Origin of the sequence: Pseudohaliea sp. (genome assembly GCF_040217025.1) — a bacterium.
GTDB lineage: Bacteria > Pseudomonadota > Gammaproteobacteria > Pseudomonadales > Halieaceae > Pseudohaliea.
Genome location: NZ_JAVJOA010000008.1, coordinates 488,329 through 512,648, shown reverse-complemented (window position 1 = coordinate 512,648; position 24,320 = coordinate 488,329). Strand labels below are relative to the sequence as shown.

General features: G+C 69.7%; 26 protein-coding genes. 7 read left to right on the top strand and 19 right to left on the bottom strand.

Annotated elements, in window-relative coordinates; genetic code table 11:
• Positions 1-10 precede the first annotated feature (10 nt).
• The 4 genes from RKE50_RS06570 (at position 11) to RKE50_RS06555 (ending at position 3,512) form a co-directional block, all read left to right on the top strand.
• Positions 11-985 carry an amidoligase family protein gene (locus RKE50_RS06570; protein WP_350035317.1) on the top strand — a complete coding sequence of 325 codons (975 nt, stop codon included), beginning with the start codon at positions 11-13 and terminating at the stop codon, positions 983-985.
• Entirely contained in the window at positions 958-1,629 is a 672-nt protein-coding gene (locus tag RKE50_RS06565) for a gamma-glutamyl-gamma-aminobutyrate hydrolase family protein (protein ID WP_350035315.1), read from the top strand. The genes RKE50_RS06570 and RKE50_RS06565 overlap by 28 nt, the downstream gene beginning before the upstream one ends.
• Positions 1,622-2,053, top strand: a complete 432-nt coding sequence (locus tag RKE50_RS06560; protein WP_350035313.1) for a YqaA family protein — start codon at positions 1,622-1,624, stop codon at positions 2,051-2,053. Before RKE50_RS06565 ends, RKE50_RS06560 begins: the two co-directional genes overlap by 8 nt.
• Before the next feature lie 91 nt (positions 2,054-2,144).
• Positions 2,145-3,512 carry a serine hydrolase domain-containing protein gene (locus RKE50_RS06555; protein WP_350035311.1) on the top strand — a complete coding sequence of 456 codons (1,368 nt, stop codon included), beginning with the start codon at positions 2,145-2,147 and terminating at the stop codon, positions 3,510-3,512.
• 23 nt (positions 3,513-3,535) lie between these two features.
• Here the strand turns inward: RKE50_RS06555 and RKE50_RS06550 are convergent, their stop codons facing one another.
• From RKE50_RS06550 to RKE50_RS06530, 5 genes are read right to left on the bottom strand one after another with little or no spacing between them, the layout of a single operon-like run.
• Positions 3,536-4,339 carry an alpha/beta fold hydrolase gene (locus RKE50_RS06550; RefSeq protein WP_350035309.1) on the bottom strand — a complete coding sequence of 268 codons (804 nt, stop codon included), beginning with the start codon at positions 4,337-4,339 and terminating at the stop codon, positions 3,536-3,538.
• Positions 4,340-4,344: 5 nt separating this feature from the next.
• The gene (locus tag RKE50_RS06545; protein ID WP_350035307.1) at positions 4,345-4,986 is read right to left on the bottom strand and encodes a TetR/AcrR family transcriptional regulator; all 642 of its coding nucleotides are present in this window, start codon (positions 4,984-4,986) and stop codon (positions 4,345-4,347) included.
• 28 nt (positions 4,987-5,014) lie between these two features.
• Positions 5,015-6,649, bottom strand: coding sequence for a long-chain fatty acid--CoA ligase (locus RKE50_RS06540; protein WP_350035305.1), 1,635 nt, complete (start codon positions 6,647-6,649; stop codon positions 5,015-5,017).
• The gene (locus RKE50_RS06535; RefSeq protein ID WP_350035303.1) at positions 6,650-7,672 is read right to left on the bottom strand and encodes a phosphotransferase family protein; all 1,023 of its coding nucleotides are present in this window, start codon (positions 7,670-7,672) and stop codon (positions 6,650-6,652) included. It lies immediately after the preceding gene.
• Complete coding sequence (locus RKE50_RS06530) at positions 7,669-8,406, bottom strand: SDR family NAD(P)-dependent oxidoreductase (RefSeq protein ID WP_350035301.1); 738 nt, start codon at positions 8,404-8,406, stop codon at positions 7,669-7,671. Before RKE50_RS06530 ends, RKE50_RS06535 begins: the two co-directional genes overlap by 4 nt.
• Before the next feature lie 153 nt (positions 8,407-8,559).
• Between RKE50_RS06530 and RKE50_RS06525 the strand changes: the two genes are divergently transcribed.
• The 3 genes from RKE50_RS06525 to RKE50_RS06515 all read left to right on the top strand — a co-directional run bounded on the left by RKE50_RS06525 (position 8,560) and on the right by RKE50_RS06515 (position 12,843).
• Positions 8,560-9,855: an acyl-CoA dehydrogenase family protein gene (locus RKE50_RS06525; RefSeq protein WP_350035299.1), complete on the top strand. Its 1,296-nt coding sequence runs from the start codon at positions 8,560-8,562 to the stop codon at positions 9,853-9,855.
• 82 nt (positions 9,856-9,937) lie between these two features.
• The gene (locus RKE50_RS06520) at positions 9,938-10,690 is read left to right on the top strand and encodes an SDR family NAD(P)-dependent oxidoreductase (protein ID WP_350035297.1); all 753 of its coding nucleotides are present in this window, start codon (positions 9,938-9,940) and stop codon (positions 10,688-10,690) included.
• A 29-nt stretch (positions 10,691-10,719) separates the two neighbouring features.
• Positions 10,720-12,843, top strand: coding sequence for an outer membrane protein assembly factor BamB family protein (locus tag RKE50_RS06515; protein WP_350035296.1), 2,124 nt, complete (start codon positions 10,720-10,722; stop codon positions 12,841-12,843).
• 159 nt (positions 12,844-13,002) lie between these two features.
• Here RKE50_RS06515 and RKE50_RS06510 read toward each other — a convergent pair whose 3' ends face one another.
• The 14 genes from RKE50_RS06510 to RKE50_RS06445 all read right to left on the bottom strand — a co-directional run bounded on the left by RKE50_RS06510 (position 13,003) and on the right by RKE50_RS06445 (position 24,319).
• Positions 13,003-13,842 carry an SDR family oxidoreductase gene (locus RKE50_RS06510; protein WP_350035295.1) on the bottom strand — a complete coding sequence of 280 codons (840 nt, stop codon included), beginning with the start codon at positions 13,840-13,842 and terminating at the stop codon, positions 13,003-13,005.
• 82 nt (positions 13,843-13,924) lie between these two features.
• Positions 13,925-14,488 (bottom strand): nuclear transport factor 2 family protein, encoded by a 564-nt coding sequence (locus RKE50_RS06505; RefSeq protein ID WP_350035293.1) that lies wholly within the window; start codon positions 14,486-14,488, stop codon positions 13,925-13,927.
• Positions 14,489-14,526: 38 nt separating this feature from the next.
• Positions 14,527-16,782, bottom strand: a complete 2,256-nt coding sequence (locus tag RKE50_RS06500) for a TonB-dependent receptor (protein ID WP_350035292.1) — start codon at positions 16,780-16,782, stop codon at positions 14,527-14,529.
• Positions 16,783-16,881: 99 nt separating this feature from the next.
• The gene (locus RKE50_RS06495; RefSeq protein ID WP_350035290.1) at positions 16,882-17,364 is read right to left on the bottom strand and encodes a nuclear transport factor 2 family protein; all 483 of its coding nucleotides are present in this window, start codon (positions 17,362-17,364) and stop codon (positions 16,882-16,884) included.
• 133 nt (positions 17,365-17,497) lie between these two features.
• On the bottom strand, positions 17,498-18,172 hold the full coding sequence (locus tag RKE50_RS06490) for an SOS response-associated peptidase (RefSeq protein WP_350035289.1): 675 nt from the start codon (positions 18,170-18,172) through the stop codon (positions 17,498-17,500).
• A 2-nt stretch (positions 18,173-18,174) separates the two neighbouring features.
• Positions 18,175-19,161: a hypothetical protein gene (locus tag RKE50_RS06485; RefSeq protein ID WP_350035287.1), complete on the bottom strand. Its 987-nt coding sequence runs from the start codon at positions 19,159-19,161 to the stop codon at positions 18,175-18,177.
• Positions 19,158-20,654, bottom strand: a complete 1,497-nt coding sequence (locus RKE50_RS06480) for a complex I subunit 5 family protein (RefSeq protein ID WP_350035286.1) — start codon at positions 20,652-20,654, stop codon at positions 19,158-19,160. Before RKE50_RS06480 ends, RKE50_RS06485 begins: the two co-directional genes overlap by 4 nt.
• Positions 20,651-22,069 (bottom strand): complex I subunit 5 family protein, encoded by a 1,419-nt coding sequence (locus RKE50_RS06475; RefSeq protein ID WP_350035285.1) that lies wholly within the window; start codon positions 22,067-22,069, stop codon positions 20,651-20,653. The genes RKE50_RS06480 and RKE50_RS06475 overlap by 4 nt, the downstream gene beginning before the upstream one ends.
• Positions 22,066-22,359 (bottom strand): NADH-quinone oxidoreductase subunit K, encoded by a 294-nt coding sequence (locus RKE50_RS06470; RefSeq protein ID WP_350035284.1) that lies wholly within the window; start codon positions 22,357-22,359, stop codon positions 22,066-22,068. The genes RKE50_RS06475 and RKE50_RS06470 overlap by 4 nt, the downstream gene beginning before the upstream one ends.
• Positions 22,356-23,024: an MnhB domain-containing protein gene (locus RKE50_RS06465; RefSeq protein WP_350035282.1), complete on the bottom strand. Its 669-nt coding sequence runs from the start codon at positions 23,022-23,024 to the stop codon at positions 22,356-22,358. Before RKE50_RS06465 ends, RKE50_RS06470 begins: the two co-directional genes overlap by 4 nt.
• Positions 23,021-23,290: a Na(+)/H(+) antiporter subunit B gene (locus tag RKE50_RS06460; RefSeq protein WP_350035280.1), complete on the bottom strand. Its 270-nt coding sequence runs from the start codon at positions 23,288-23,290 to the stop codon at positions 23,021-23,023. Before RKE50_RS06460 ends, RKE50_RS06465 begins: the two co-directional genes overlap by 4 nt.
• Entirely contained in the window at positions 23,278-23,568 is a 291-nt protein-coding gene (mnhG, locus tag RKE50_RS06455; protein ID WP_350035278.1) for a monovalent cation/H(+) antiporter subunit G, read from the bottom strand. Before mnhG ends, RKE50_RS06460 begins: the two co-directional genes overlap by 13 nt.
• Positions 23,565-23,840 (bottom strand): MrpF/PhaF family protein, encoded by a 276-nt coding sequence (locus RKE50_RS06450; RefSeq protein WP_350035276.1) that lies wholly within the window; start codon positions 23,838-23,840, stop codon positions 23,565-23,567. The genes mnhG and RKE50_RS06450 overlap by 4 nt, the downstream gene beginning before the upstream one ends.
• The gene (locus RKE50_RS06445; RefSeq protein ID WP_350035274.1) at positions 23,837-24,319 is read right to left on the bottom strand and encodes a Na+/H+ antiporter subunit E; all 483 of its coding nucleotides are present in this window, start codon (positions 24,317-24,319) and stop codon (positions 23,837-23,839) included. Before RKE50_RS06445 ends, RKE50_RS06450 begins: the two co-directional genes overlap by 4 nt.
• Position 24,320 lies beyond the last annotated feature (1 nt).

Sequence of the window (24,320 nt, the reverse complement as noted above, 5' to 3'; positions counted from 1 at the left end):
AGCTGGGGCCATGTTCACGCTCCCAGCGGTAACACACACGGCCAGTGGCGACTGGCGCCGGGTCGGTATCGAGATCGAGTTTACCGGCCTCCCGCTTGCGCGCGCGGTCGAGGTCGTGGCCGCTGCCATCGGTGGCGAGCGGCGCGAGCAGGACGCCGCCCACTGCATCCTGGCGGTCCCGGACGCCGGTGACTTCGCCATCGAGATCGACTGGGCCTTCCTCAAGCGCCAGGCCGCCGAGCAGGACGGCGGCAGCGGCGAGGGCTGGATTGAACTGCTCAGCCTCGCCGCGGAGCGCGTCGTACCGCTGGAGGTCGTCGGCCCGCCCCTGCCCCTGGACCGGCTTGAGGCACTGCTCGACCCGCTGGTCGACGCCCTGCGCGAGGCCGGCGCTGCCGGTACCCGCGACACGGTAATCGCCGCCTACGGCGTCCACATCAACACGGAAGCACCCGACCTCGAGGCGACCACGCTGTGGCGCTATGTCGCGAGCTTCGCCCTGCTGCAGTGGTGGCTGGTGGACGCGCATGCCGTCGACCTCGCGCGGCGGGTCAGCCCCTACGTGGATCTCTACCCCGAGGCCTACACGCGCGAACTGTGCGAGGCGGGTCCGCCGGAAAGCACCGGCGCGCTCCTCGCGGCCTACCTGCGGCAGAACCCGACCCGCAACCGCGCTCTCGACATGCTGCCCCTGTTCAGTGAGCTCGATGCCGGGACGGTGCAGGCCGCGGTCGACGACGACCGCGTGAAGGCACGACCGGCCTTCCACTACCGGCTGCCCAACTGCCTCATCGACGACCCGGCGTGGTCTCTCGGCGATGCCTGGGAGGGCTGGCGCGTCGTCGACGACCTCGCCCAGCGTCCGGCGGACCTCGAGGCCCTCGCCGCGGCCTTTCTCGACCGGTGGCGCCCGCTCCTGGGCGTGGACCGGGCCGCCTGGTGCACGGATCTTTCCCCATGGCTGCGCGACCGCGGATTGGTGTGACCGGGACCGCGCGGCGCTTCGCGCCCGCCTGGTGGTGCACGCGGCTGGCCGTCGCCCTGTGCGGGGCCCGCGCGGCCCGCATCAGCCTGCGCCACGAGCAGGACCCGGAGGACATCGACGCGCTGGTGATCGGCGGCGGGAACGACATCGCGCCGGAGCACTACGGCGGCGTGCTCGAGGGGCCGGTGCGCACCGACACGGCGCGGGACGCGCTGGAGATCCACTGGGTCCGCGGGGCGCTGGAGCGCGGGCTGCCGCTGCTCGGTATCTGCCGCGGGGCCCAGCTCATCAACGTTGTCCTCGGCGGCAACCTGCACGCCGATATCCGCGCCCTGCGCAGGCGCACGCGCAACCGCCCCGGCCTCCTGCCCACCAAGCGCGTGGACCTTGTGGGCGACTCCCGCCTGGCAGAGCTGACGCGTCGCCAGCGGCTGCGGGTGAACAGCCTGCACCACCAGGCCATCGACCGGCCCGGCGAAGGCCTGGCCATCACGGGCCGGGACCTCGACGGCCTGGTGCAGGGCGTCGAGCACCGCGAGCGGCCGGTGCTCGGCGTGCAGTGGCACCCCGAGTACCTCCTCTACCTGCCCGCCCAGCTCGCCCTGTTCCGCTGGCTGGTGCGCGCTGCGAGGCGCCGTGACTGAACTCGCGGTCCTCTTCGCCAGCGCGTTTCTCGCCGCCACGTTCCTGCCATTCTATTCCGAGGTGGTGTTCCTCGCGCTCCTCGCCGACGGCAGCACACCGCTGCTGCTCGTGGTCGTGGCCACCGTCGGCAACACCCTCGGCGGCCTGGTGAACTGGGTCCTCGGTCGCGCCCTGCTCACCTTCCGGGACCGGCGCTGGTGGCCCGTCAGCGACCGGCAGCTCGGCCGGGCGACCGCCTGGTTCGGGCGCTACGGCTACTGGAGCCTGCTCTTTGCCTGGCTGCCCCTCGGCGGCGACGCGCTGCCGCTGGTGGCCGGCACCCTGCGCGCGCCGCTGTGGAAGGTCGCGCCGCTCCTCGCCATCGGCAAGGGACTGCGTTACGCCGCCCTCGCGCTCCTGGCCGGCGCGCCCCTCAGCGCCTGAGCCGCCCCGGGGACCGCCGCTGCTGCCGGAGATTTGCCAGCGCCGGCAAAGCTGGCTAGCGTAAGGCCTCCCACCTGACTGGAGCGCCGTAATGCGTCGACCTGCCCGCCCCCGCCTCGACCGTTTTCCGGCGCTGGCCTGCGCCCTGCTCGCTGCCGCCTTCGCCTGCATGGGTAGCGCCAGCATAGGCCTCGCCGCGCCGGCAGAGCCGGACCCGGCCGGCGCCGGTTTTTTCGCGGAGCGCCTCGCGCGCATCGATCGGCACATGGCCGCCGCCGTAGAGGCCGGGACCATGGTCGGCGGCGAGGGACTCATCGCCCGGGGCGGGAAGATCGTCTACCACGCGACCTGGGGCGAGCGGGACCGCGAGGCGGGGCTGCCGGCCACCCGGGACACGCTCTACCGCATCTACTCCATGACCAAGCCCATCACCACGGTCGCCGTCCTGATGCTCTACGAGGAGGGACGCTTCCTCCTCGGTGACCCGGTGGCAAAGTACCTGCCGGAACTGGCGGACCTCACGGTTGCCGAGAGCCTCGACCCGAACACCCCGCTCGCTACCCGGCCGGCGGCGCGGCAGCCGACGATCCGCGACCTCCTGCGCCACAGCGCCGGTTTCAGCTACGGACTTTTCGGCGACACCAGCGTGGACCGCGCCTACCGCGACGCCGCCCTGTTCCAGCAGGAAGACCTCGGCGCGTTCACGGCGGCGCTCGGCCGCCTGCCGCTGCAGTACGAGCCCGGTACCCGCTGGCACTACAGCGTGGCCGTGGACGTGCAGGGGCGCCTGGTCGAGGCGGTCAGCGGCATGGGGCTGGGAGCGTTCCTGCGCGAGCACATTTTCGAGCCCCTCGGCATGATCGATACCCACTTCGTGGTCCCGGAGGGCAAGCGCAGTCGTCTCGCGCAGCTCTACTCACCCCGGGGCGCGACCATGGCCTGGGATGCGCCCTGGCAGTTCAGTGACGAGCAGGCGCTGGAGGTCGCCGACCCGGAACTCACCCGCGGCTACCTGGAGGGGAACGTGTTCGAGAGCGGCGGCGGTGGCCTGGTCAGCACCGGAGAGGACTACCTGCGCTTCGCACGCATGCTGGCCGGTGACGGTGCGGTGGACGGCGTCCGCCTGCTGGCGCCGCTTACCGTGCGCCACCTGCGCCGCAACCATGTCGCGGGGCTCGCCACGGACGACCTCTACGCGATCGACGGCTTCGGCCTGGGTGTCGGCGTGAGCATGGACCCCGGCGTCACCGGCGAACTCGGCGCCGACGGCAGCTACGGCTGGGGGGGTGCCGCGGGTACCCTGTTCTGGGTCGACCCGGTAGACGATATCGTCGGCATCTTCATGACCCAGAGCGTGCCCCACCAGACCACGCTGGCGGACACGTTCCGGGTACTTACCTACCAGGCGCTGCTGGAGACACGACGCGACGGCGTCGGCACTGCCTGCGCCGCCTTCTGAGCGGGCGCAGGCGGGCTTTCCGCTCAGGCGGTTTCGGCGAGGAAGCCGAACAGTTCCTCGAGGTAGCGCTCGCGCTCCTCGAGGAAGGGTGCGTGGCCGCACTCGGGGAGCTCCACCGCGCGGGCGTGGCTGTTGTTCTCCGCGACCCAGCGGCAGATCGGCGGTGCCACAAAGCCGTCCTGACCACCGACATAGCTGAGGATGGGCAGCGCCAGCCCGGCCAGCAGCTCGCGCTGGTCGAGCGGGCCGAGCTCGGCCAGCGTTGCGATCGCCCGCGGCGACGCCTCGGTGAACACCCGCCACATCCAGTGCTCCAGCGCCTCGCCCACGGGCCTGGCGCAGACTGCCTTCGAGAGTGCGTGAAGGAAGGTGATGCGGTCTTCGCTGAGACCCTGCACGGTGGCCGCCATGTCCTCCGGTGTCCCACCGAGGGCGAGATCCGGCTTCTGAACGTAGATCGGGGAGGCCGCGCAGGTCAGCACCAGGCCTTCGCAGCGCTCGCCGAGCCGGCCCGCCGCCGCGACGGCGACCGCGCCGCCGAGGGACCAGCCGTTCAGCACCACCCGCTCGAGACCGAGCTGCTCCACCAGGGCCACGACATCAGCGGCGATGGCCTCGATGCCCATGTCGGCGAAGTCCTTGTCGGAGCCGCCGCAGCCGCGGTGGTCCACGAGCACCACCCGGTAGCCCTTGTCGAGGAGCGCGAGCAGTACGGCGTCCCAGACGCGCAGGCTCATGCCCCAGCCGTGCAGCAGCAGCACGGTGCGCTCGCCGCTGCCGTGATCCTCGAAGTAAACGTTGCCGTCGTCGCGTTGCAGGTAAGCCATGGGCGTCACACTCCTGATCTCAAGATGGTCATGATGTGCTTCTCGTAATCTGCGAAGAGCCTGTCGATGTCCAGCGACTCCGCGTCCACCAGCCACTGGTAGATGGTCCCGAACATGAAGGCGCAGTAGCGCACCGCGAACTGTTCCGCGTCGATGGTCGGGGAGATATCCCCGTCGGCGATGCCGGCCTCGATCCACTGGCGAGCGTCCTTGCGGTAGATCGCGTGGTGATCGGCGAGGGTGCCGCGGATGTCCGACTCGTGGCCGAGCGATTCGTACCAGAGCAGGTACATGGCGCGCAGGTAGCTCGGCTCGCTGCGGAAGAAATCCCGCTGGGCGTGAATACCGGCGCGTATGGCCTCGATGCCGCGCTTGCCCTGCAGGCGCTCGCCGAGGTGCTCTTTCCAGCGCTTGTCAAAGCGCCCGAAGAGCTCGCGTAAAAGACCGTCCTTGGAACCGAAACGATAGCTCGCGAGGCCGCGGCTGTAGCCCGCGCGCTCACCGATCTCCTTCAGGGTCATCTTGCGCGTGCCGAACTCGTTGATGAGCTCGATGGCCGCCTCGAACATGCGCCGGTCGGACAGGGCCGTCCGCTCGGCCTGGGTCAGCGGCCCTTCCTCGGCCCGGGATGGCTGTGGCTGTGGCATCGGTGCCTCTCCTCGTCAGGCTGCGGCGTCAGGACACGCGCAGGATCTCGAACTCACCGGCATCGCGGCGTTCCCGCAGGCGCTTCTTGTCGATCTTGCCCACGCTGGTCTTCTCGATGGCGTCGACAAAGACCCAGCGCTCGGGAATCCAGAAGCGGGCAACGCGATCGCGAAGAAAGCCGCGCAGCTCCTCGGCGTCCAGGCCCTTGCGCTCACTCGCCACGATGGCCAGCGGGCGCTCCTGCCAGCGCTCGTCGGGCACGGCGATGACAGCGGCCTCGGTCACGTCCGGGTGGGCCGCCAGGGCATTCTCCAGGTCCACGGACGAGATCCACTCGCCGCCGGACTTTATCACGTCCTTGGTCCGGTCAGTCAGCTGGACGAAGTGCTTGCAATCGATATGGCCGACGTCGCCGGTACGCAGCCAGCCATCGTCGGTAACACTGTCCGCGGCGTCGATCCCGTGGTACGCGCCGGTCACCCAGGGCCCGCGCAGCTGCAGCTCGCCGACCGTCTCCCCGTCGCGGGGCACGGCCTCGCCGTTGTCATCCACCGCGCGCACCTCGATACCGGGGACCGGGCGCCCGCTCTTGGCGCGCCAGCGCGACTCGGGCACGCCATCGAGCGCCCTCGGCGGGTGCGAGAGCACGCACATCGGGCTGGTCTCGGTCATGCCCCAGCCCTGGAGCAGCGGGACGCCCCAGCGCTCGCGCACGGCCTCGATCATCGCCGGCGGCACCGCGGAGCCGCCGGAGACCAGCAGGCGGAAGCAGCGCATGTCGAATTCCTCCTCCGGCACCCGGAGCAGGTCGCCTAGCACCGTGGGCACCATGGCACTGAAGGTCGGTCGCTCGCTGCCGATCAGGCGTACCAGCTTGTCCGGCTGCACGTGGGGCCCCGGCATCACGAGGTCGCTGCCCGAGAACCAGCCGCTGTAGGGCATGCCCCAGGAGTTGGCGTGAAACATGGGCGGCAGCAGCAGGAGCCGGTCGGCCTCGCAGATGCCGAAGGTATCCGTCGCCCGGGAGGCGAGCGCGTGCAGGTAGGTCGTCTTGTGGCTGTAGACGACGCCCTTGGGATTGCCCGTGGTGCCGCTCGTGTAGCACACGGCCGCGGCGGCATTCTCGTCCAGCGCCGGCCAGGGATAGTCGTCCGCCTGCTGGCTGACCGCGGCGCGGTAGTCGTGGCTGTGAATCGTGCCGTTGCCGGGATCCTTGGCCTCGCCGACGACGAGCAGGTGCTGCACGGTCTCCAGGAGCGGCAGCGCCGGCGTGAGGACGTCGAGCAGCTGCGCATCGACGATCAGCACCCGGTCCTCGGCGTGGTTGATCACGTAGGCGATCTGCTCCGTGGACAGGCGCACGTTGATCGTGTGCATGATCGCGCCCATGGACGGGATCGCCAGGTACGCCTCCTGGTGCTCGCGATTGTTCCAGCTGAAGGTGCCGACGCGGTCACCGGGACGGACGCCCAGGTCGCGCAGCAGGTTGGCGAGGCGCACCGCGTTCGCCGCGATGTCTGCATAACGCGTGTGGGTGACCTGTTCGCCATCGAAGTCGGCGACCACGCTATCGGGAAACACCGTCGCGCCATGACGCAGGATCATCTGTACGGTCATGGGCATGTGCATCATGGTGGCGGGCATGGGCGCGTAATCGGCCATTTACCAGTCTCCTTTCGCTGCGGCGGCGGCCTCGGCCAGGAGCGCGGGCACATCCCGCTCGATGCCCCGGGCGTAGGTGGTGTCGACCTTGCCCCGGCGGAACAGGACGTAGGCGCCCTCGACGATGGCGGCGAGACGCCAGAAGGCAAAACACAGGTAGTAGTCGAGACGCTCGAGGCCGATTCCGGTCTGCCGGGACCAGCGCTCCGCGAGCGCCCGGCGGCTGTGGACCCCCGAACGCCGGCTGACCTGCTGGATCTGCGGGAACCCGGGCGGGTCCGCCCGGCGCTGGTCGCCCCAGAACATGAGCAGCAGCGCCAGGTCCGACAGCGGATCGCCGATCGTCGCCAGCTCCCAGTCGATGATCGCGGCGAGGCCGGGCCGGTCCGGCAGCGACAGCGTGTTGTCCAGGTGATAGTCGCCGTGGGTGAGCGCGCCCGGGTGGTCGGCGGGCTTTTCGGCCAGGAGCCAGTCCGCCAGGGCCTCGAGCTGGGGCAGCTCGCGCACCTGGTCGCCGCGGCGCACCTCCCGCCAGCGCGTGACCTGGCGCTCCAGGAAGCCCTCGGGGCGCCCGAAGCCGTCGAGCCCCAGCGAGGCCCAGGGCAGCTTGTGCACGAGGGCGAGCTCGTCCACCAGTTCCTCGCCGAGCCGGTTCACTGTCTCGACGCTATCGGGGTAGGCGGCCGGGAGCGTGTCCGTGATCGACACGCCGTCGACGTGGCGCACGACCAGGAACGGCCGGCCGAGGATCGCCGGATCCTCGCACCAGGCGACGAAGCCCGGCACCCGGGCCCGTCCGGAAAGCGCGCGCAGGACCTTCCCCTCGCGCTCGATTCCGCGGTGCGCCTTCGCCGATACGGCGTTTTCCGGCGGCGTGCGCAGGACGAGCGGGCCGTCGTCGCTGGAAAGGCGCAGGGTGACGTTGGCGTTACCACCACCCAGCTCTCCGGCGACGCGAGCGCCGGAGACACCGGTTACCGCCGCCAGCCAGTCCCGCAGCGCCGCTTCCCGCTCCGGACTCATTGTCCCGGGACCCCGAAACTCGACAGCAGGCCGCCATCCACGGGCACGAAGGCACCGGTCATGTAGTCGCTGGATCCCACCCAGTGGATGACGCGGCCGATATCGGTGGCCTCACCGTAGCGGCCGAGAGGAATCGTCTTGCGCATGGCTTCAAGCGCCTTTTCGGACACACCACCGGTCATCTCCGTGAGAACGAGCCCGGGGATCACGAGGTTGACGCGGATGCCGCGGGGCGCCAGTTCTATCGCCAGTGCCCGGGTCAGCCCCGCCAGCCCGGCCTTGGACGCGGCGTAGGCGGAGTCGCCGGGGAAACCGCGGAAGCCGACGACGGCGCCGACATTGACGATTGCCCCACCCTCGGCGAGGTGGGGCTCGACCGCCCGGATGGCGTTCAGCGCTCCGGTGAGATTGACATCCAGTACCGCCTGCCAGTCCTCCGGCTTTAGGCGCCCGACGCGGCCGCCGCGGTGCAGGCCGGCGTTGTTGACCAGGACGTCGATGCGCCCCCACTCGGCGAGCACACGCTCTGCCACCGCCTCGAGCTCCTCGGGGCGGGAAACGTCTGCGCGGCAGGCGATGCAGTTTTCGCCGCGCTCCGCAGCGAGTTCGTCGAGGCCGTCGCCCCGGGCAACGAGGGCGACGCGACCGCCCTGCGCGAGAATACGGTCGGCGGCGGCCAGCCCGATCCCTCGGGAGGCACCGGTTACAATCCAGGTAGTCGGGTATTTGTCCATGGCATCCTGCGCTGGGCGGTTATTAGTATTTGCTTGTTTGCGACTAGCAAGTTTAAACTTGCGGCTTACCAAGTCAAGGCGCACGACCCAGGAACAGCCCCGCAAGGCGCGCCGCGATCGACGCAAGAAGCCAGACAATAAACGGGAGGCCGCGTGAGCTGGAGTTTCGAGACTGACCCTGAGTTTCAGCAGAAGCTGGATTGGATCGACACCTTTACCCGGGAGGAGATCGAGCCCCTCGACCTCGTCTTCCGCGGCCCCGGGGACCCCTGGGACCCGGACTCCCCGGCCGCCCGGGCCATGGCGCCGCTGCGCGAGATCGTCAAGAAGGAGAAGCTCTGGGCCTGCCACCTCGGTCCCGAGCTCGGCGGCGAGGGCTACGGCCAGGTCAAGCTCGGCCTCATGAACGAGATCCTCGGCCGCAGCCGCTTCGGCCCCAGTGTCTTCGGCTGCCAGGCGCCGGATTCGGGCAATGCCGAGATCCTGGCCCATTTCGGCACGCCGGAGCAGAAGGCGAAGTACCTTCAGCCGCTCCTCGACGGCAAGATCGCCTCCTGCTACTCGATGACCGAGCCGCACGCCGGCGCCGACCCGGCGGAGTTTACCTGCACCGCCGAGCGAGACGGTGACGAGTGGGTGATCAACGGCGAGAAGTGGTTCGCCTCCCACGCGCGTTTCTCCGAGTTCCTGCTGGTGATGGTCGTCACCAACAAGGACGTCCCGATCCACAAGGGCGCCTCCATGCTGCTCGTGGAGAAAGGCACGCCGGGCATGGAGATCATCCGCAACTGCGCGGTCGGCCCCTACGTCGAGCAGGGGGACGGTGTGCACGGCTACCTGCGTTTCAGCAACTGCCGTGTGCCGGCCGAGAACCTCCTCGGCGAGGAAGGCGGCGGCTTTCTCGTCGCCCAGACCCGCCTCGGCGGCGGCCGCGTGCACCACGCCATGCGCAGCGTCGGCGTGCTGAAGAAAGCCATGGACATGATGTGCGAGCGGGTGAAGAGCCGGCGCACCAAGGGCGAGCTGCTCGCCGACAAGCAGACGGTGCAGGAGAAGATCGCCGACAGCTACACGCAGATCCTGCAGTACCGGCTGCACGTGCTCTACACGGCCTGGCTGATCGACAAGTACAAGGAATACAACCGGGAGGTGCGCAAGGAGATCGCCGCGATCAAGGCCGCCACCCCGAAGGTGCTGCAGGACGTGATCTACCGCGTCATGCACCTGCACGGCAGCTGGGGCATGTCCGACGAAACGCCCCTGATGACCATGTGGGCCAACATCCCGGAGCTCGGCGTGGTCGACGGCCCCTCGGAGGTGCACAAGATCACGGTGGCGCGCACGGTCCTGCGCGATTACGAGCCCTCCCCGGGCCTGTTCCCCACCTACCACACACCCACGCAGCGCGAGGCCGCCCTGAAGAAGTACGGCCACTACCTGGAAGACTAGGCGGGAGCCGGGATAGCAGGGGTAAGGGCAGCGGCGCCTCCGCGGGCCGGTGCCAGCGCGCGTCGAGGGGGAGGCAGAGGCAATGGAGAAGCGCACGGTTGCAGTAGTCGGCGGCAGCGGTGGCCTCGGTGCCGCCATCTGTCGCCGCCTGGCGTCGGAAGGCAACGGCCTCTGTATCGGCTACCACCGCAACGGCGACGCGGCCCGCGACCTCTGTGAAGAACTCGTCGCGGCGGATGTACCGGTGCACACTGCCGCGGTGGACCTGCGCGATCCGGCTGCCGTCGACGCATTCCTGGCGCAGGCCGGCAGCGATGACTGGCCGCTGCAGGCCGTCGTCAATGCCACGGGGCCGGCAATCCCGCTCTGCCCCCTGGTCGATGTCTCGCCGGAGCAGTTCCGCACGATCATGGAGACCGACGTGTTCGGTGCCTTTCACCTGCTCACGGCCGCGGCACGGCGCCTGCCGGCCGGTGGTGCGCTGGTGCAGCTGCTGACCACGGCCGTGCTGCGTACCCTGGAGAACGACGGCATGTCCGGCATCCCCAAGACCGCCATCGCCGGCATCGTGCGCCAGCTGGCGCGGGAAATCGCCAGCGCGGGCAAGCGCATCAACGCCGTCGCCCCCGGCGTCATCGACGTGGGCATCGTGCACTCCTCCTTCACCGCCGACGAGACGGCCCAGGAAGTGATCCGCCTTTGCCTCGACCGCACGCCGGCCCCGCGCCTCGGCCAGCCCGACGAGGTGGCTGCGACCGTCAGCTTCCTGCTGAGCCCCGAGGCCGGCTACATCAACGGACAGATCATCGGCGTCGACGGCGGCTACAGCGCCTGACGCCGCCAAGCAGCAGAGGACAAGACTCCATGCCCAAGGCCCTGCCCCACGCTCTCCTCGCCACGCTCCTCCTCGCAACCGCCGCCGCTGCCATCGGCGCCGACGACAGCGCGCCGACCCCCGCCGCCCTTGCGAGCCGCGGCGAGGCCGTCTACCTGCGCCACTGTTCCAACTGCCACGGCATGTCCCTGCGCGGCTCGCCGCATGGCAACGCGCTCCTCGGGCCGGTCTTCCTCGACAAGTGGGGACAGGCCGCCCCCGTCGACCTGCTTCGCTACACCGCCGCCAACATGCCCCCCGGCGGCACCTCGGTGCTGCGTAACCGGGACCTCGCGGCGGCCGTTGCTTTCGTCCTCGAGCGCAACCGCGAGGCAGCGGCGGGCGAGTTCCCGCTGCTCGATCCCGCCGGTCTCGCCCCGGCCGGTGAAGGCGATGGCGAGGACGCAGGCGAGGAAGGCTGGTTCAACTTCACCGAGGCGGGGACCATCGACCAGGCCGCGCGCAGCCGCGGCGGCTTCCGCGGGCGCGGCCTCGACAGCTACTCGCCGGTCACCGAGGCGATGCTCGAGAACCCGCCGCCGGGGGACTGGCTCAGCTGGCGCCGGACCCGCGACGGCCACGGTTACAGCCCCCTGGCGCAGGTCAACCGCGACACCGTCGGCGACCTCAAGCTGGCCTGGGTGCTGGCGATGCGCGACGGCAGCAACCAGGTCACACCGCTGGCCCACGACGGCATCCTCTACGTCACCCATCCCGGCAACATCATCCAGGCCGTGGACGGCGCCAGCGGCGAGGTGCTCTGGGAATACGCCTACAGCTTCCCCCCCGCGGCGAAGACCCTGGGCGGACCGGTGCGCAACATCGCCATCTACGAAGACAAGCTGTTCCTCAGCACCTACGACGCGGCCATCGTCGCCATCGACGCGCGCACCGGCGAGCAGCTTTGGCGGACGCCGAAAGCGGATTACCGGGAAGCCTACACGCACACGGCCGGTCCCATCGTCGGCGGCGGCGTAGTGCTGTCCGGCATCAACGGCTGCGAGCTGTATACGAAGGCCGGCTGTTTCATTACCGGCCACGACCCGGACACCGGCGAGGAGCTCTGGCGCACGTCGACCATCGCGCTGCCGGGTACGCCCGAGGGCGAGACCTGGGGCGGCCAGCCGCAGGCGCTGCGCGCCGGCGGCGACGCCTGGATTGCGGGCTCCTACGACGCCGAGCTGGACCTGTTCTTCATCGGCACCTCCCAGGCCAAGCCCTGGGTCGCGGCAAGCCGCGGCATGAGCGCGCGGGACCAGGCCCTGTACACCAACAGCACCCTGGCCCTCGACCCGAAGACCGGCGAGATCGCCTGGTATTTCCAGCATATCCCCGGCGAAACCATCGACATGGATATCGGCTTCGAACGGGTGCTCGTGGACATCGACGGCAGGGCTGTCCTGCTGACCATCGGCAAGGACGGCCTCCTGTGGAAGCTGGACCGCGAGACCGGGGCATTCATTGCCGTCAAGGAGACGCTGCCCCAGAACATCTTTGCGGACATCGACCGCGAGGAAGGCCGCGTGCGCTACCGCGACGATATCCTCGAAGCGAAGATCGGCGACACGATCCAGGCCTGTCCCGGGATCTACGGCGGCCACAACTGGCAGGCGTCCGCCTACAGCCCCGAGACAGGCAGCCTGGTGGTCCCGCTGCACCGCCTCTGCTCGGACATGATCGGCCGCGAGGTGCCGCTGGAGGAAGGCGGCGGCGGCTACGGCGGGGATTCACGCACTTACGAAATGCCCGGTGCCGGCGGCAAGCTCGGCAAGCTCGCCGCTTACGACGTGCGCACGCTGGAAGAGCGCTGGTCCCACGAGCAGCGCGCGCTGTTCCTCACCGGCGCCCTCAGCACCGCCGGCGGCCTGGTCTTCATCGGTGACCTGGACCGCTACTTCAAGGCCTTCGACGCGGAGTCCGGCGAGGTGCTCTGGCAGACGCGCCTCGGTGCTCCGCTCCACGGCTACCCGATCACCTACAGCGCCGGCGGCAAGCAGTACATCGCCGTACCCACCGGCATCGGCGTCTTCCGCGCTCTCACCGCCGTGCTCTCGCCGGAGATCTACCAGCCGACGAACGGGCAGGCGCTCTACGTGTTCGAACTGCCCGACTAGGGCTCGCGCAACCGCGCCGCCAACGGTTTCCCGCCCTTGCGCCGCAACACGGCGAAAACCGTTGGCGCACGCGCGAAAGCCCGGCCTCACCCGGGCAGCGAACACAAAAAAACCCCGACCGTCACCGGCCGGGGTCCCTGCGACAGCGGCAGCCTGGCGCTAGTCGGCGTCCAGCCCGGTGCGGCCCGCCTCGCGGATGATCGGCTGGTATTCGGCAAAGGCCGGACCCTCGACGGTCGCGCCGATGGTGATGCCGGCGTCGGTGGTGAGCGTGTGCCCCGTGGTGTAGCCCGATTCGTCGCTCGCCAGCCACAGGGCGGCCTGGGCCACGTCCATGGCGAGGCCGGCGCGGCCGTGCAGCGGTGACATCTCTGCGAGGGCGCGCTCGGCACCGGCGATATCGGTCGGGTCCCCGGTGAGCACGTTGGCGACCATCGGCGTCGCCATGCTGGCGGCGGCAATGGTATTGACCCGCACGCCGCTGCGGGCGAGCTCCGTGGCAACACTCTTGGTGAGGCCGACCACGCCGTGCTTGGCAGCCGTGTAGGCATGGGGGCCGAGCCCGCCGAGGATACCTGCGGTGCTGGCCATCGTGATGATCGAACCGCTCCGCTGGCCCGCCATGATCCGCGCGGCGTGCTTCATCGCGTAGAAGGTGCCGTTCAGCAGCACGTCGATGCTGAAGCGCCACTCCTCACCGGGCGTGGTCGCAAGCGGTCCAACAGAACCGACGATGCCGGCGCAGTGAAACAGGGCATCGAGGCGGCCAAAGCGCTCGACGGTCGCGTCGACGGCGGCGACCAGGTCGCTCTCCTCGGTGACATCACAGTCACGGTAGAAGGTCCCCTCCCCCAGGCGCTGTGCCAGGGCCTCTCCGGCCTCCCGCTGGATGTCCACGATGGCGACCTTCGCCCCCTCGCGGACGAACAGTTCGGCGGCCGCGGCGCCGATACCGCTAGCGCCGCCGGTAATCAGCGCGCTCTTGCCTTCCAGGCGCATGTCGTTCTCCCTTGCCAGGTTGTTGTCGCTTTGCGGTGACTTTGCTGTAGCTTTCCGGTTGACGGGCAGCGCGCGACGGCGCTCAGCCCGCCTGGTTGATGAAGTCGTGCGGTGCCCGCTGCCCGACCGTCGCCGCGGGCAGGTCACCCATGCCCTGGCTGCAGGACGGCTCCAGGCGCATCCAGTCGGTCAGACCGGTGCGCTGCACGATCTTCCACTCGCCGTCGCGGCGCTCGAAGCGATCCACGTAGCGGCCGCCCACCAGGTAGTCCATCTCGCTGTCGTAGGCCATGGGGCCGGCGAGCGGATCGCCCTTCGGGCGCATGAGATGGTAGGCGGTGAAATAGGATTCGACCCGGGCCGCATCGCTGCCGTCAAACTCGATCAGCGTATTGCCGAGCTGGTGATGGGTGCGGGCACAGGTCGAGAGAAAGCCGAACGCGAAGGCTATGAAGTCCCCGGGCTCCTCCGGCGACGAGGGCGCAGACGGATCGGAGGACGGGCCTTCGTAGAAGTGATTGTGCCGGGAGCCGGGGTGGAACACGCTGCGCAGAAGCGCCTCGTCCATGCGGTCGATGGCGCGTGCATAGCGGTGGATGACGTCCCTGATGGCCTCCCTGGCCGCGAGTTCTTCCGTTGTCATCATCACCGTTCCTCCCCGGCTCCCGGGTCCTGGTTACTGCATCAGTTGTTGAAGTTGTAGACCACTTCCAGGCCGTAGGTCCGCGGCCGGCGCACGGATGCGTAGGACCAGAGACCGGCGACCTCGTAGCCGTGGGTGAAGGTATCCTCATCGGTCAGGTTGCGGCCGAAGAGACTGAACTGCAGGTCACCGATCGCGTAGTTGACCGACGCATCCACCAGGCCCTGGGAGCCATTCTCCGACTCGATGTTGTTGGTGATCGAGGTGTAGTGGTCGTCGATGTAGCGGTAGGAGCCCCGCACCCAGGCGTTGCCGCCGCCGACTTCCCACTCGTAGGTGGCGTCGATGGTGCCGGTCCACTCCGGCGCGCGGCGGAACTCGAGGTTGCTGAGATCCACGACCGCACCCTCGACGTCCGTGTACACGAAGTCGTCGTACTCGGAGTCCAGGTAGCCGAGATTGGCGCGCAGACTGAGACCGTCCGTCACGTAGGCCTGCATGTCCAGCTCGAAGCCGCTGATCGTCGCCGAGGACGGGTTGATGACCACGGTCTTCTGACCCGTATCGGTCTGGTCCGAGGGCAGCTGCAGCTCCTCCTGCTTGTCGTTGTACTCCATGGTGAAGATCGTCGCGTTCAGGCGCAGCCGGTTATCGAAAAGCTCTGACTTGATCCCCAGCTCGTAGTTGTCCACGGTCTCCGGCTCATAAGGCTGGATCGCCTCCTCGAGGCTTGCCACCCGGCCATTGAAGCCACCGGAGCGGTAGCCCACGGAGTAGGTGGCAAACAGCATCACGTCTTCATTGTGGAAGTACTTGAGGCCAATGCGCGGGGTGAACTCGTCCCACTTCTCGCTCGGGTGCGACGTACGGCCCTGGTCGAGGGTATTGACCTCACCGAACTGCCGGGACTCCTTCTCGTCCTCGGTGTAGCGGCCGCCGAAGGTGAAGGTGAACTTGTCGCTCAGGCGCCAGTCGGCCTCGAAGAAGGCGGCGATGGACTCGGTGGTCTGGTTGGTGGTCTGCGGGATGTCGAGGACGAGGCCCGGCACCGCAAAGCCGATGTAGCTGCGCATGCGGCTCTCGTACTCAGAGTCCCAGAGGAACACACCGGCCTGAGCGGACAGTGCGCCGCCATCATCCCAGGTGAAGCGCAGTTCGTGGCTGTCCTGCTCCCATTCGCCGGGGCGCTGGGTGTGGTACAGCAGTTCCGGCACGCCATCCCAGTCCTGCAGGCTATCCTCGTCGGACTCCCAGCGGCCGTAGATGTAGTCCAGTCGAAGCGCCTCAGTGATGTCCCAACGCGCCTCGAGGATGTGCGTCTCCGTATCGAAGAATGCGTCCATGAAGGCCGGAACGATGGCCTCGGTGGGCGTTATGTTGGTTTCGAAGGAAGGTGGCGCCGGCGGGCGACCGCCACCGCCGGCCACGCCGAGCGGATCGCCGGTGATTGTTTCGCCGATGCTCGGTGCGCAATAGCCATACGCCGTGCAGAACAGCTGGTCCGGGCGGGTGAGGTTGACGAGCGCCGGCGTGTCCTGGTCGAGCTCTTCCCGGTTGTAGGTGTACTCCAGCTCAAGGGTTTCCGTGGCGTTCCAGAGGAAGTTCGCGCCGAGGTTGGTGTACTCCTGCCGGCCCTGGTCGCGATTGAAGGTCTTGTTGTCGTAGTAACCCTCGCCCTGGTCGCGGATTGACGCGGTCAGCTTGACGGCGAGGTCATCGGTGAGCGCGAAGTTGAAGATGCCATCGGCGTACCAGGTATCGTAGTTCTCGACGCCGGCGCGGAAGCGGCCGCCGAGCTCGCCGGTGGGCCGGGTACGCTCGAGGTTGATCATGCCGCCGACGGTGTTGCGGCCGAACAGCGTGCCCTGCGGGCCGCGCAGCACCTCGACGCGGGCGAGGTCAATGCTGCGCAGCAGCGCACCGGCCGTGGAACCGATGAACACACCGTCCACGCTGACGCCGACCGCGGGGTCAAAGTTCTTTTCGAGGTCGGCAACGCCGACACCGCGGATGAAGATGGCGGCGGTGCCGCCTGGGCCCTGGCCCGTGTCATCGACGATCAGGTTCGGGGCAATGTTGGCAAGGTCCTGGATGTCCCGGGCGAACTGCCGCTGGATTTCCGTCTCGCTGAGGGCACTCACCGAGATGCCCACATCCTGCATGCTCTCCTCGCGTTTCCGCGCGGTAACGGTGATTTCCTCGAGCATACCCTGCTGGGCGTGCACGACCGGTACGGACGTGATGCCGACACCGGCCGCGGCCAGCGCGATAACCAGTTGCTTCTTACCGTTCTTCATGGGGCTTGCCTCCTCGGCGGTACATCATTGCTGTTATTACTCTGGGTTACGGTTTTCTGCTGTTGTTTACAGGCGGGACGCCTGCGGGCGTCCCCGCTGTCAGCCCGGCGCCACGAGCGGCGTGCCGTTCACCGGGTTGAAGTAATGGATGGTCACGTCGCGCTGCTTGATACGCCAGGTGCCGTCGCGGCGCTCGACCAGGTCTTCGTAGGTCGCACCGACGATCTGGCAGACGCTCTCGCCCGCGAGCCGGCCGACACAGTCGACGTCGCAGACCGAGCGAGCGCGGTCCGCGCTCTCGAAATGGATGACGTTGTTGGTGGTGAGGTGATGGCTCTCGTCCCAGGCCGGCCAGAGAACATCCTTCACCGCTTCCCGTATGCCGGCATGGCCTTCGAAGGCGCCGAAGGGCGGCCCGATGTTCCAGGTGCAGTCCTCCCACCAGATAGCAAGAAAGCGGTCGAAGTCGCGCTTGTCGAAACCGTGGCAGTACTCGGAGGCCAGGTCCACGATGGACTGGCGGCTCTCCAGCTGGTCTATGCGGGCCAGCAATGCCTCGATGGTCGCGGCATCTGCACTCATGTCTTGCTCCCCTGCCCTGTTATGGTCCCTGCGGGCTTATCTCAGGCTCGGTAAGACGAATTGCTTGTTTGTGTCTAGCAAGTGTATCCGACCGGAACGCCGGGTCAAGCGCCTCCCTGTGAAAAAATGCCGCTCAGCGATCGTGGGCCAGGGTGATCCAGTCGCCTGCGGGCGCCATCAACTCGGGGTCTTTCCGGCTCGCGTTGCCGACGGCCCGGGCAAGCGGCGCGAGGCGCAGGGGAAATTTGAGCTCGGGGGCAAACAGGGGATCGTCGCTCGCAATCGCGCTGCCATTGTCGAGCCAGCGCTGGGCCTCGGCGGTGGTCAGCAACACCGGCATGCGCCGGTGCCAGTCGCGAAACGCCGGCGCGGCATCCGTGGTCACCAGCGTGCAGGACAGCAGGGGCCTCTCCCCGCCCTCCCAGACATCCCACAGCGCGGCGACGGCGAGGCCCTCCTCCGCGTTGGTGATCAGCCAGGGGACCTTTCCGGCTTCCTCCCTGCGCCACTCGAGGAAACTGCTCATGGGCACGATGCCCCGCTGGCGCCGGAACGGGCGGCGGAAGGCGCGGCTGTCGGCGAGCGTCTCGCAGCGTGCGTTAAACATCGCGTAGCGCTGGTCCACCGCGGGCGCCCAGGAGGGTGTCAGCCACCAGCGGGCCTCACCGACGCCTTCGCGGCGCAGCAGCGGCACCGACTCTGTCGGCGCGATGTTGCAGCGCGCCGGCGGCAGCTGCACGGAGATGCCCAGGCTGTCTAGCAGCGCGTCGAGCCCCGGGGTGTGGACGATGTTGAAGCGACCGCACATGGTCAGCGCAGCGTTGCCGCGAGGAGCAGCAGGGCCAGCAGGACGGTCGCCGCCAGCGCGGTACGCCAGCTGCCGACGGCGAGTTCCAGCGCACCGAGTCCTGACGCCAGCCCGCGTCGGGGATGTTCTGCAGAGGGCTCCCCGCCCGCTCGCCGTGCGGGCAGCCCGAAAGCGGACGCCTCCCAGGCCGTGAGCTTCGCAACGAGCGGCGGAAGCAGCCGGGAAAGCAGCGGTGCCAGCCCCGCCGCCAGCAGGGCGAAGGCCGCCACCGCGACCACGGCTGCGACGGCGGCATGCGCACCACCCAGGCGCCAGCCGAGCAGCGGTACAGCCAGCAGCGGCAGCGCTGCGAGCAGCAGGGCCGCGGCACTGCGGTAGCCGGCGAGGAGCAGCAGGGCGCCGCGACTCCCCGCGGACAGTGCGGCAAAGGCCGCTACGACCGGCGACGCCGACAGCGCGCCGGCCGCTCCGGCCACCGTGGGCACGACGGCGTTGCCGGTAGCCTTGGCGAGGAGCAGGGCCAGCTCGAACGCCGCGAGGTCTCCGAGCACCAGGACGGCGATGACGGCGGGCAGTCGCCCCGGGGCACCGGCGCCGTCGCCGAGCCGCGCGGCGAGCAGGCTGTAGGTCGCGAGCGTGAAACCGGCGAGGAGCAGGAGCAGGTCCGACGCCACCAGGGCGGCACCGAGCGCGCCCTGCGCCAGGAGCAGGCAGGCGCTGCCGCCCGGGCCCTTCCCATCACCGCGTCGCCAGAGCGCCAGCGCAAAGCAGGGCGCCAGCAGCGCCACTGCGACCGCGCCCGGCATGCCGGGGATCGTGCCGGCCCCGAGCATGACCCACGACAGGTCGAGCGCCCCGGCCGGGACCAGGGCCGCAACGGGCAGCAGCGCCGCGAGGGGCGGCAGCCAGCGGCGCCCACCGGCCGGCACGAGGGGCAGCAGGGGCGCGACCAGCAGCGGCACGAAGGCGAACAGCATGGCCAGCTTCATGGCGCGTAGAACTCCCGGCGCACCACCAGGGTCGCCCACTCCTGGGGGCTGTAGGGTACGGCCGCGAACAGGCCGGCGAGGATCACGAGCAGCGCGGTGATCACCGGCGGTACGAGCAGCGCTAGCGCCGTCTCGGCCCGGGCGCCTACGGCAGGCGGCGGCCACGGACCGGCGGGCGCACGGAACCAGGCCCGGTGCAGGACGGGCAGGAAGTAGGCGGCGTTCAGGGCACTGCTGCCGGCGAGGACGACGACCGCCCAGGTATCCCCGGCCTCCAGCGCACCGAGGCCCAGGTACCACTTGCTGATGAAGCCGGCCATCGGTGGCAGCCCGATCATCCCCAGGGCGGCGACGGTAAACGCCGCGGTGGTCAACGGCATGCGCCGTCCCACTCCGTCCAGCTCGCTGACCTTGTGCAGTCCCAGCGTTTCGGCGTAGTTGCCTGCGCAGAAGAACAGCGTGATCTTCATCAGCCCCTGGTGCACCAGGTGGACGATACCGCCGATGCTGGCAAGGGGCCCGACGATCGCCACCCCGAGGGCGATGTACGACACCTGCGATACGGTGGAGAAAGCCAGGCGGCGCTTGAGGTCATCCTGCGCGAGCGCGCGGAGCGAGCCGTAAATGATCGTGAAGGCCGCCACCGCCGCCAGCGCATCGATCACGCCGAGCTCGGCCGCGTACTCCACGCCGAACACGTCGTAGACGATGCGGATGATCCCGAAGGCGCCGGCCTTGACCACGGCGACCGCGTGCAGGAGCGCACTTACCGGCGCGGGCGCCACCATGGCGCGGGGCAGCCAGCCGTGCAGCGGCACGAGCGCCGCCTTGACACCCACACCCGCCACCAGGAGGAAAAAGATCGCGGCAAGCACCGCCGCCGGCGCATCGGAGCCGTCGAGAAAGCCGCGGGGGGTGAAGGTGAGCGTACCCGCTACCGCATAGAGCCAGGCCGTGCCGAGCAGCAGCGCCGCGCCGCCGCCGATGGTGTAGGCGAGGTACCGGTTGCCGGCCGCGCGGGCCACGGGCGTTTCCCGGTGCGCGACGAGGGGGTAGGTCGAGAGCGTCAGCAGCTCGTAGAAGAGCAGGAAAGTGAGCAGGTTGCCGGCCATGGCGACGCCGACCGTCGCGGTGACGCAGAGACTGAAAAAGCCGAAGAAACGCGCCCGGTTCGGCGAGTTCTCCAGGTAGCCGATGGCGTAGATCGTGGTCAGGAACCAGAGCTGTGCCGACAGCGTCACGAAGAGCAGCGCGAGCGAATCGGCGCGCAGCGAGAACGCGATCCCGGGCAGCAGGGGAAAGGAAACGGCATAGCTGACGCCCCGGGACACCCCCCAGAGCATCACCCCCACGAGCAGAAGCTTCGCGGTCGCCCCCGCCAGGTTGAGCGCGCTGCGGAGACGCACGGCCCGCTCCGGCAGGAAGAAGATCACCAGCCCGGGCAGCAGCGAGCTGGCCAGCACGGCGAGCGGCAGCAGCGCGTGCTCGTTCACGGCAGCCCCCCCAGGAGCCCCAGCAGCGGCTGCCCGAGAAAGCCCAGCGCCACGGCGCTGCCGGCGAGAGCGAGCGCCGCCCACTCCATCCGCCGCGGCAGCGCCGTGGCATCGGGCCGGTCACTGCCGCCGAAGGTATGCTCGATGAGCTTGAAGATGTACACGGCCGCCAGCAGGCCGCCGAGAAGCACGACAGCGACGAGCCACCACTTGCCCGCGGCAATGCCGGCCTGCAGCAGGAGCCATTTGCCGCTGAAGCCACCGCTCGGCGGCAGACCCATGAGGCTCACCCCTGCGAGCGCGATTGCGCCGGCCGACAGCGGCATGTGGTGCACTACCCGCTCGAACCCGTCCATGCGGTCGTGCCGGGCGCGCCGGGCCAGGTTGCCCACCGCGAGGAACAGCCCGGCCTTCGCCAGCACGTGGGATACGAGCAGGAGGACGAAGGCCCCGTAAGCGTTGAGCCCCGCCGCCGGCACCAGGGCCAGCGCGACCAGCAGGTAGCCGAGCTGCGCCACGGTGGAATAGGCGACCAGCAGCTTCGCCCGCGCCTGCAGCACCGCCTGCAGCGAGCACCAGAGCACGCCCGCGGCCCCCAGGGCCGCAAGCAGCTCGGCGACCAGGGGCCAGGCCCCGTCGTACAGGGACAGCCAGAGGCGCAACACCAGGTAGAGCGGCGCCTTGACGGCGAGCGCCGACAGCGCGGCACTCACCGGCGGGGTCGCGTTGGCGTGCGCCGGCGGCAGCCAGAAGTGCAGCGGGAAGACGGCGGCCTTGAGCAGCAGGCCGGCAACCATCAATGCAAATGCGACCGCGCCCCCCGGCAGGTCCGTGCCCTGCCCCGCCAGCTGCGCGAGGTCGAGCGTGCCGGCCGCCCGATAAAGCAGGGCCACGCCGAGCAGGTAGGCCAGGGACCCGGTCAGCGTTGCCAGCAGGTAGCGCAGCGATGCGGCCAGTGCCGCCGGTCCGCCACCGAGCGCGGCAAGGGCGACCGCGGACAGCCCGAGCAGCTCGAGGGTCACGTAGAGATTGAACAGGTCGCCAGCCACGAAAAGCCCGTTGAGGGCCGCGAGAAACAGGAGGAAGAGGCCCGCGAAGTAACGCCGCTCCGGTTCCGCGTAGGCCGCACTGGCATGCAGCGCGAGCCACGGGGCGGCGAACGCCGTGACCAGTACGAGGACCGCCGAGAGCCCGTCGGCACGCAGCGCGATGCCGAGCGGGGCGCCCCAGCCGCCGACATCGTGCGCCAGGGCACCGGCGCCCGGGAGCGTCGCGGCAAGGAACAGTCCGAGTGCCAGGTTGCCCGCCGTGCCGGCGGCGAGGAGAAGCCCCACGGCCCGTGGCGCAAGCAGCGCGAGCAGGCCGCCGGCCAGGGGCCAGAGCACCAGCAGCGGCAGCAGCTGAGAACCGCTCACGAACCGCCCTGCCCGTCCGCCGGGTCGTCGTCGGCGGGTACCGCCAGGCGCAGCAGCAGGTTGAGCCCGAGCGCCGTCGCCGCGACGGCGACCACGATGCCGGTGATGACCAGGGCCTGCGGCAGCGGATCGCCCGGCGCCGCCCCGGCGACGAGAACGAGAAACACGCTGCTGCCCATGACATTGACCGCCAGCAGGCGGCGCAGCGGGTGTGCCGCGACCACGAGGGCGTGAAAGGCGAGGCAGAACAGCGCACAGCCGAGCACCGCGTAGAGGGCCTGCCCGGTCACGGCTCCCGGTCCTCGAGTTCCCCGGTGCCCAGGAACAGGGCGACCAGCGTCACGGCGATGGAAAGCAGCGCGAAGCCCTCGATGACGAGGATCAGCGTCCCCGCGTGAGCGGGCGGCAGACCGAGCAGCACCCCGCCGGCCGAGAGCGTGCCGGCAGCGACCGCGAGGAAAACGGCGACGCCCAGGCCGGCGAGGGGCCATAGCAGGTGCTCGAGGCGCCAGAGAAAGCGGTCGCGCCCGGCTAGGAGCGCGAGGATACCCGCGGCGGCGAGAAGCGCACCGCCCTGGAAAGCCCCCCCGGGCCGTGTCGCGCCGGCCCAGAGGAGGTAAACGGCGACGAGAACGAGCACGGGCAGGAGCAGCGAGGCGAGTTCGCGCAGCACACCGCCGACCGGCGCGCTGCCGCGGGGCGGCGGCAGCGGCGCCAGGCAGCGCACCCCCGCGAGGGCAATGAGCAGGACCACCAGCTCCAGCAGCGTATCGTAGCCGCGGAAGTTGAGCAGCACGGCCGTTACCGGGTGGCTCACGCCGCTGGCGTCGAGGGACCCGGCGATGAGCGCGGGCACGTCGCGGCCGGGCGCGACGGGACGGGTCACGGTCCAGGCGAGCACCACCGCCAGCCCTGCGAGCATGACCGCGAGCGCCGCGCTGGCGAGCCTTTTCAAGGCCGGTCCTCGTCCCGCCCGCGCAGCCGCGCCACGGCCGCCATGAGCAGCGCCCCGGTGAGCCCCGCGCCGATCGCCGCCTCGGCGAGCGCGACGTCTGGGGCCTCCAGGCGCATCCAGGCCAGGGCGAGGAGCATGCCGAAGGCCACGAAGAAAACCACCGCCGGGAACAGCGCCCGCGTGTAGAGCGCCCGCCACGCCGTGAACAGCAGCGCGACGCCGAGCAGGAGGTCCGGTGCCAGGGGCAACCCGGTCATCGCTGCCATGGCTCGACGCCGCGGCGCAGCGCCGCCCGGGCGATGACGTGGGAGACGGACGCGCTGGCCAGGAGGACCAGGCACCAGGTTACGAAGAGCTTCGCCGCCACCGCTGCCGAGCCCGCCTCGAGGGCGAGGCCCAGGAGCAGGAAGCCGAGGCCCACGTTGTCTGCCTTGGTCAGCGCGTGCAGCCGCGAATGCACGTCGGGGAAACGCAGGAGACCGACGGTACCGGCGAGAAAAAACAGCGCGCCGAGGACCATGCAGGCCAGCGCCAACCCGTTCATTCGCTTTCTCCGCGCGGCTGCCAGACGCGGCGCACGAAGGCGACCGCGGTAATCGCAGCGAGCAGCGCAAACACCAGGGCGACATCCCGGAGGGCCGGCATGCCGCGGGTATCGGCTTCCATGGCAAGGAGCGCGACGGCCGTCGTGCCGAACAGCTGCGTGCTCAGCATGCGATCCGCCGGCGTCGGCCCGGCGAGCACGCGCCAGAGGCCGGCGAGAAGGTTGGCGAGAAGGAACAGCGCCAGCCCCGTATGCACCGCATCGAGGTTCACGGGGAGAAAACCCGTGCCAGCCGTGCCTCCAGGCCGGCGAGAGCGGCCTCGTGCCCGCCGGCCTTGTCCAGGACATGAACCCAGACCGTGTCGTCGCGGATATCCGCACTCAGCGTCCCGGGCGTCAGCGAGATACTGTTCAGGAGCAGGACGCGGGGCAGCCCGGGCGGCAGCGCCGTGTCGAAAGGAACCAGCGCCGGCGCGAGGCGCAGGCGCGGCGCCAGCGCCCGTCGGGCGACGTCGACCGCGCCGAGCAGCGAATGCCAGGCAAAGTAGCCCAGGAATGACAGGACGGGCAGCAGCCGGAACCCCACGGGCGGCAGCAGGCGCAGGCTCAGCCACGTCGCCAGCAGCACGGCCGGCACCCCGAGGGACCAGCTCCCCGGCTCGAAGCCGGCAAGCACGCCCCAGAGCAGCGCGTAGAGAACGGCGCGGAAAGCGCCGGCGCGAAGGAAGACAGCACTCGAAACAGCGGGCACG

Excerpts from the sequence above, each read along its gene's own strand:
- RKE50_RS06495 (WP_350035290.1), bottom strand. The coding sequence starts at position 17,364 with ATGAGTGCAGATGCCGCGACCATCGAGGCATTGCTGGCCCGCATAGAC.
- RKE50_RS06540 (WP_350035305.1), bottom strand. The coding sequence starts at position 6,649 with ATGGCCGATTACGCGCCCATGCCCGCCACCATGATGCACATGCCCATG.
- RKE50_RS06515 (WP_350035296.1), top strand. The coding sequence starts at position 10,720 with ATGCCCAAGGCCCTGCCCCACGCTCTCCTCGCCACGCTCCTCCTCGCA.
- RKE50_RS06460 (WP_350035280.1), bottom strand. The coding sequence starts at position 23,290 with ATGGCAGCGATGACCGGGTTGCCCCTGGCACCGGACCTCCTGCTCGGC.
- RKE50_RS06510 (WP_350035295.1), bottom strand. The coding sequence starts at position 13,842 with ATGCGCCTGGAAGGCAAGAGCGCGCTGATTACCGGCGGCGCTAGCGGT.
- RKE50_RS06545 (WP_350035307.1), bottom strand. The coding sequence starts at position 4,986 with ATGCCACAGCCACAGCCATCCCGGGCCGAGGAAGGGCCGCTGACCCAG.
- RKE50_RS06535 (WP_350035303.1), bottom strand. The coding sequence starts at position 7,672 with ATGAGTCCGGAGCGGGAAGCGGCGCTGCGGGACTGGCTGGCGGCGGTA.
- RKE50_RS06550 (WP_350035309.1), bottom strand. The coding sequence starts at position 4,339 with ATGGCTTACCTGCAACGCGACGACGGCAACGTTTACTTCGAGGATCAC.
- mnhG (WP_350035278.1), bottom strand. The coding sequence starts at position 23,568 with ATGAACGGGTTGGCGCTGGCCTGCATGGTCCTCGGCGCGCTGTTTTTT.
- RKE50_RS06485 (WP_350035287.1), bottom strand. The coding sequence starts at position 19,161 with ATGAAGCTGGCCATGCTGTTCGCCTTCGTGCCGCTGCTGGTCGCGCCC.
- RKE50_RS06565 (WP_350035315.1), top strand. The coding sequence starts at position 958 with ATGGCTGCGCGACCGCGGATTGGTGTGACCGGGACCGCGCGGCGCTTC.
- RKE50_RS06530 (WP_350035301.1), bottom strand. The coding sequence starts at position 8,406 with ATGGACAAATACCCGACTACCTGGATTGTAACCGGTGCCTCCCGAGGG.
- RKE50_RS06505 (WP_350035293.1), bottom strand. The coding sequence starts at position 14,488 with ATGATGACAACGGAAGAACTCGCGGCCAGGGAGGCCATCAGGGACGTC.
- RKE50_RS06570 (WP_350035317.1), top strand. The coding sequence starts at position 11 with ATGTTCACGCTCCCAGCGGTAACACACACGGCCAGTGGCGACTGGCGC.
- RKE50_RS06500 (WP_350035292.1), bottom strand. The coding sequence starts at position 16,782 with ATGAAGAACGGTAAGAAGCAACTGGTTATCGCGCTGGCCGCGGCCGGT.
- RKE50_RS06490 (WP_350035289.1), bottom strand. The coding sequence starts at position 18,172 with ATGTGCGGTCGCTTCAACATCGTCCACACCCCGGGGCTCGACGCGCTG.
- RKE50_RS06555 (WP_350035311.1), top strand. The coding sequence starts at position 2,145 with ATGCGTCGACCTGCCCGCCCCCGCCTCGACCGTTTTCCGGCGCTGGCC.
- RKE50_RS06520 (WP_350035297.1), top strand. The coding sequence starts at position 9,938 with ATGGAGAAGCGCACGGTTGCAGTAGTCGGCGGCAGCGGTGGCCTCGGT.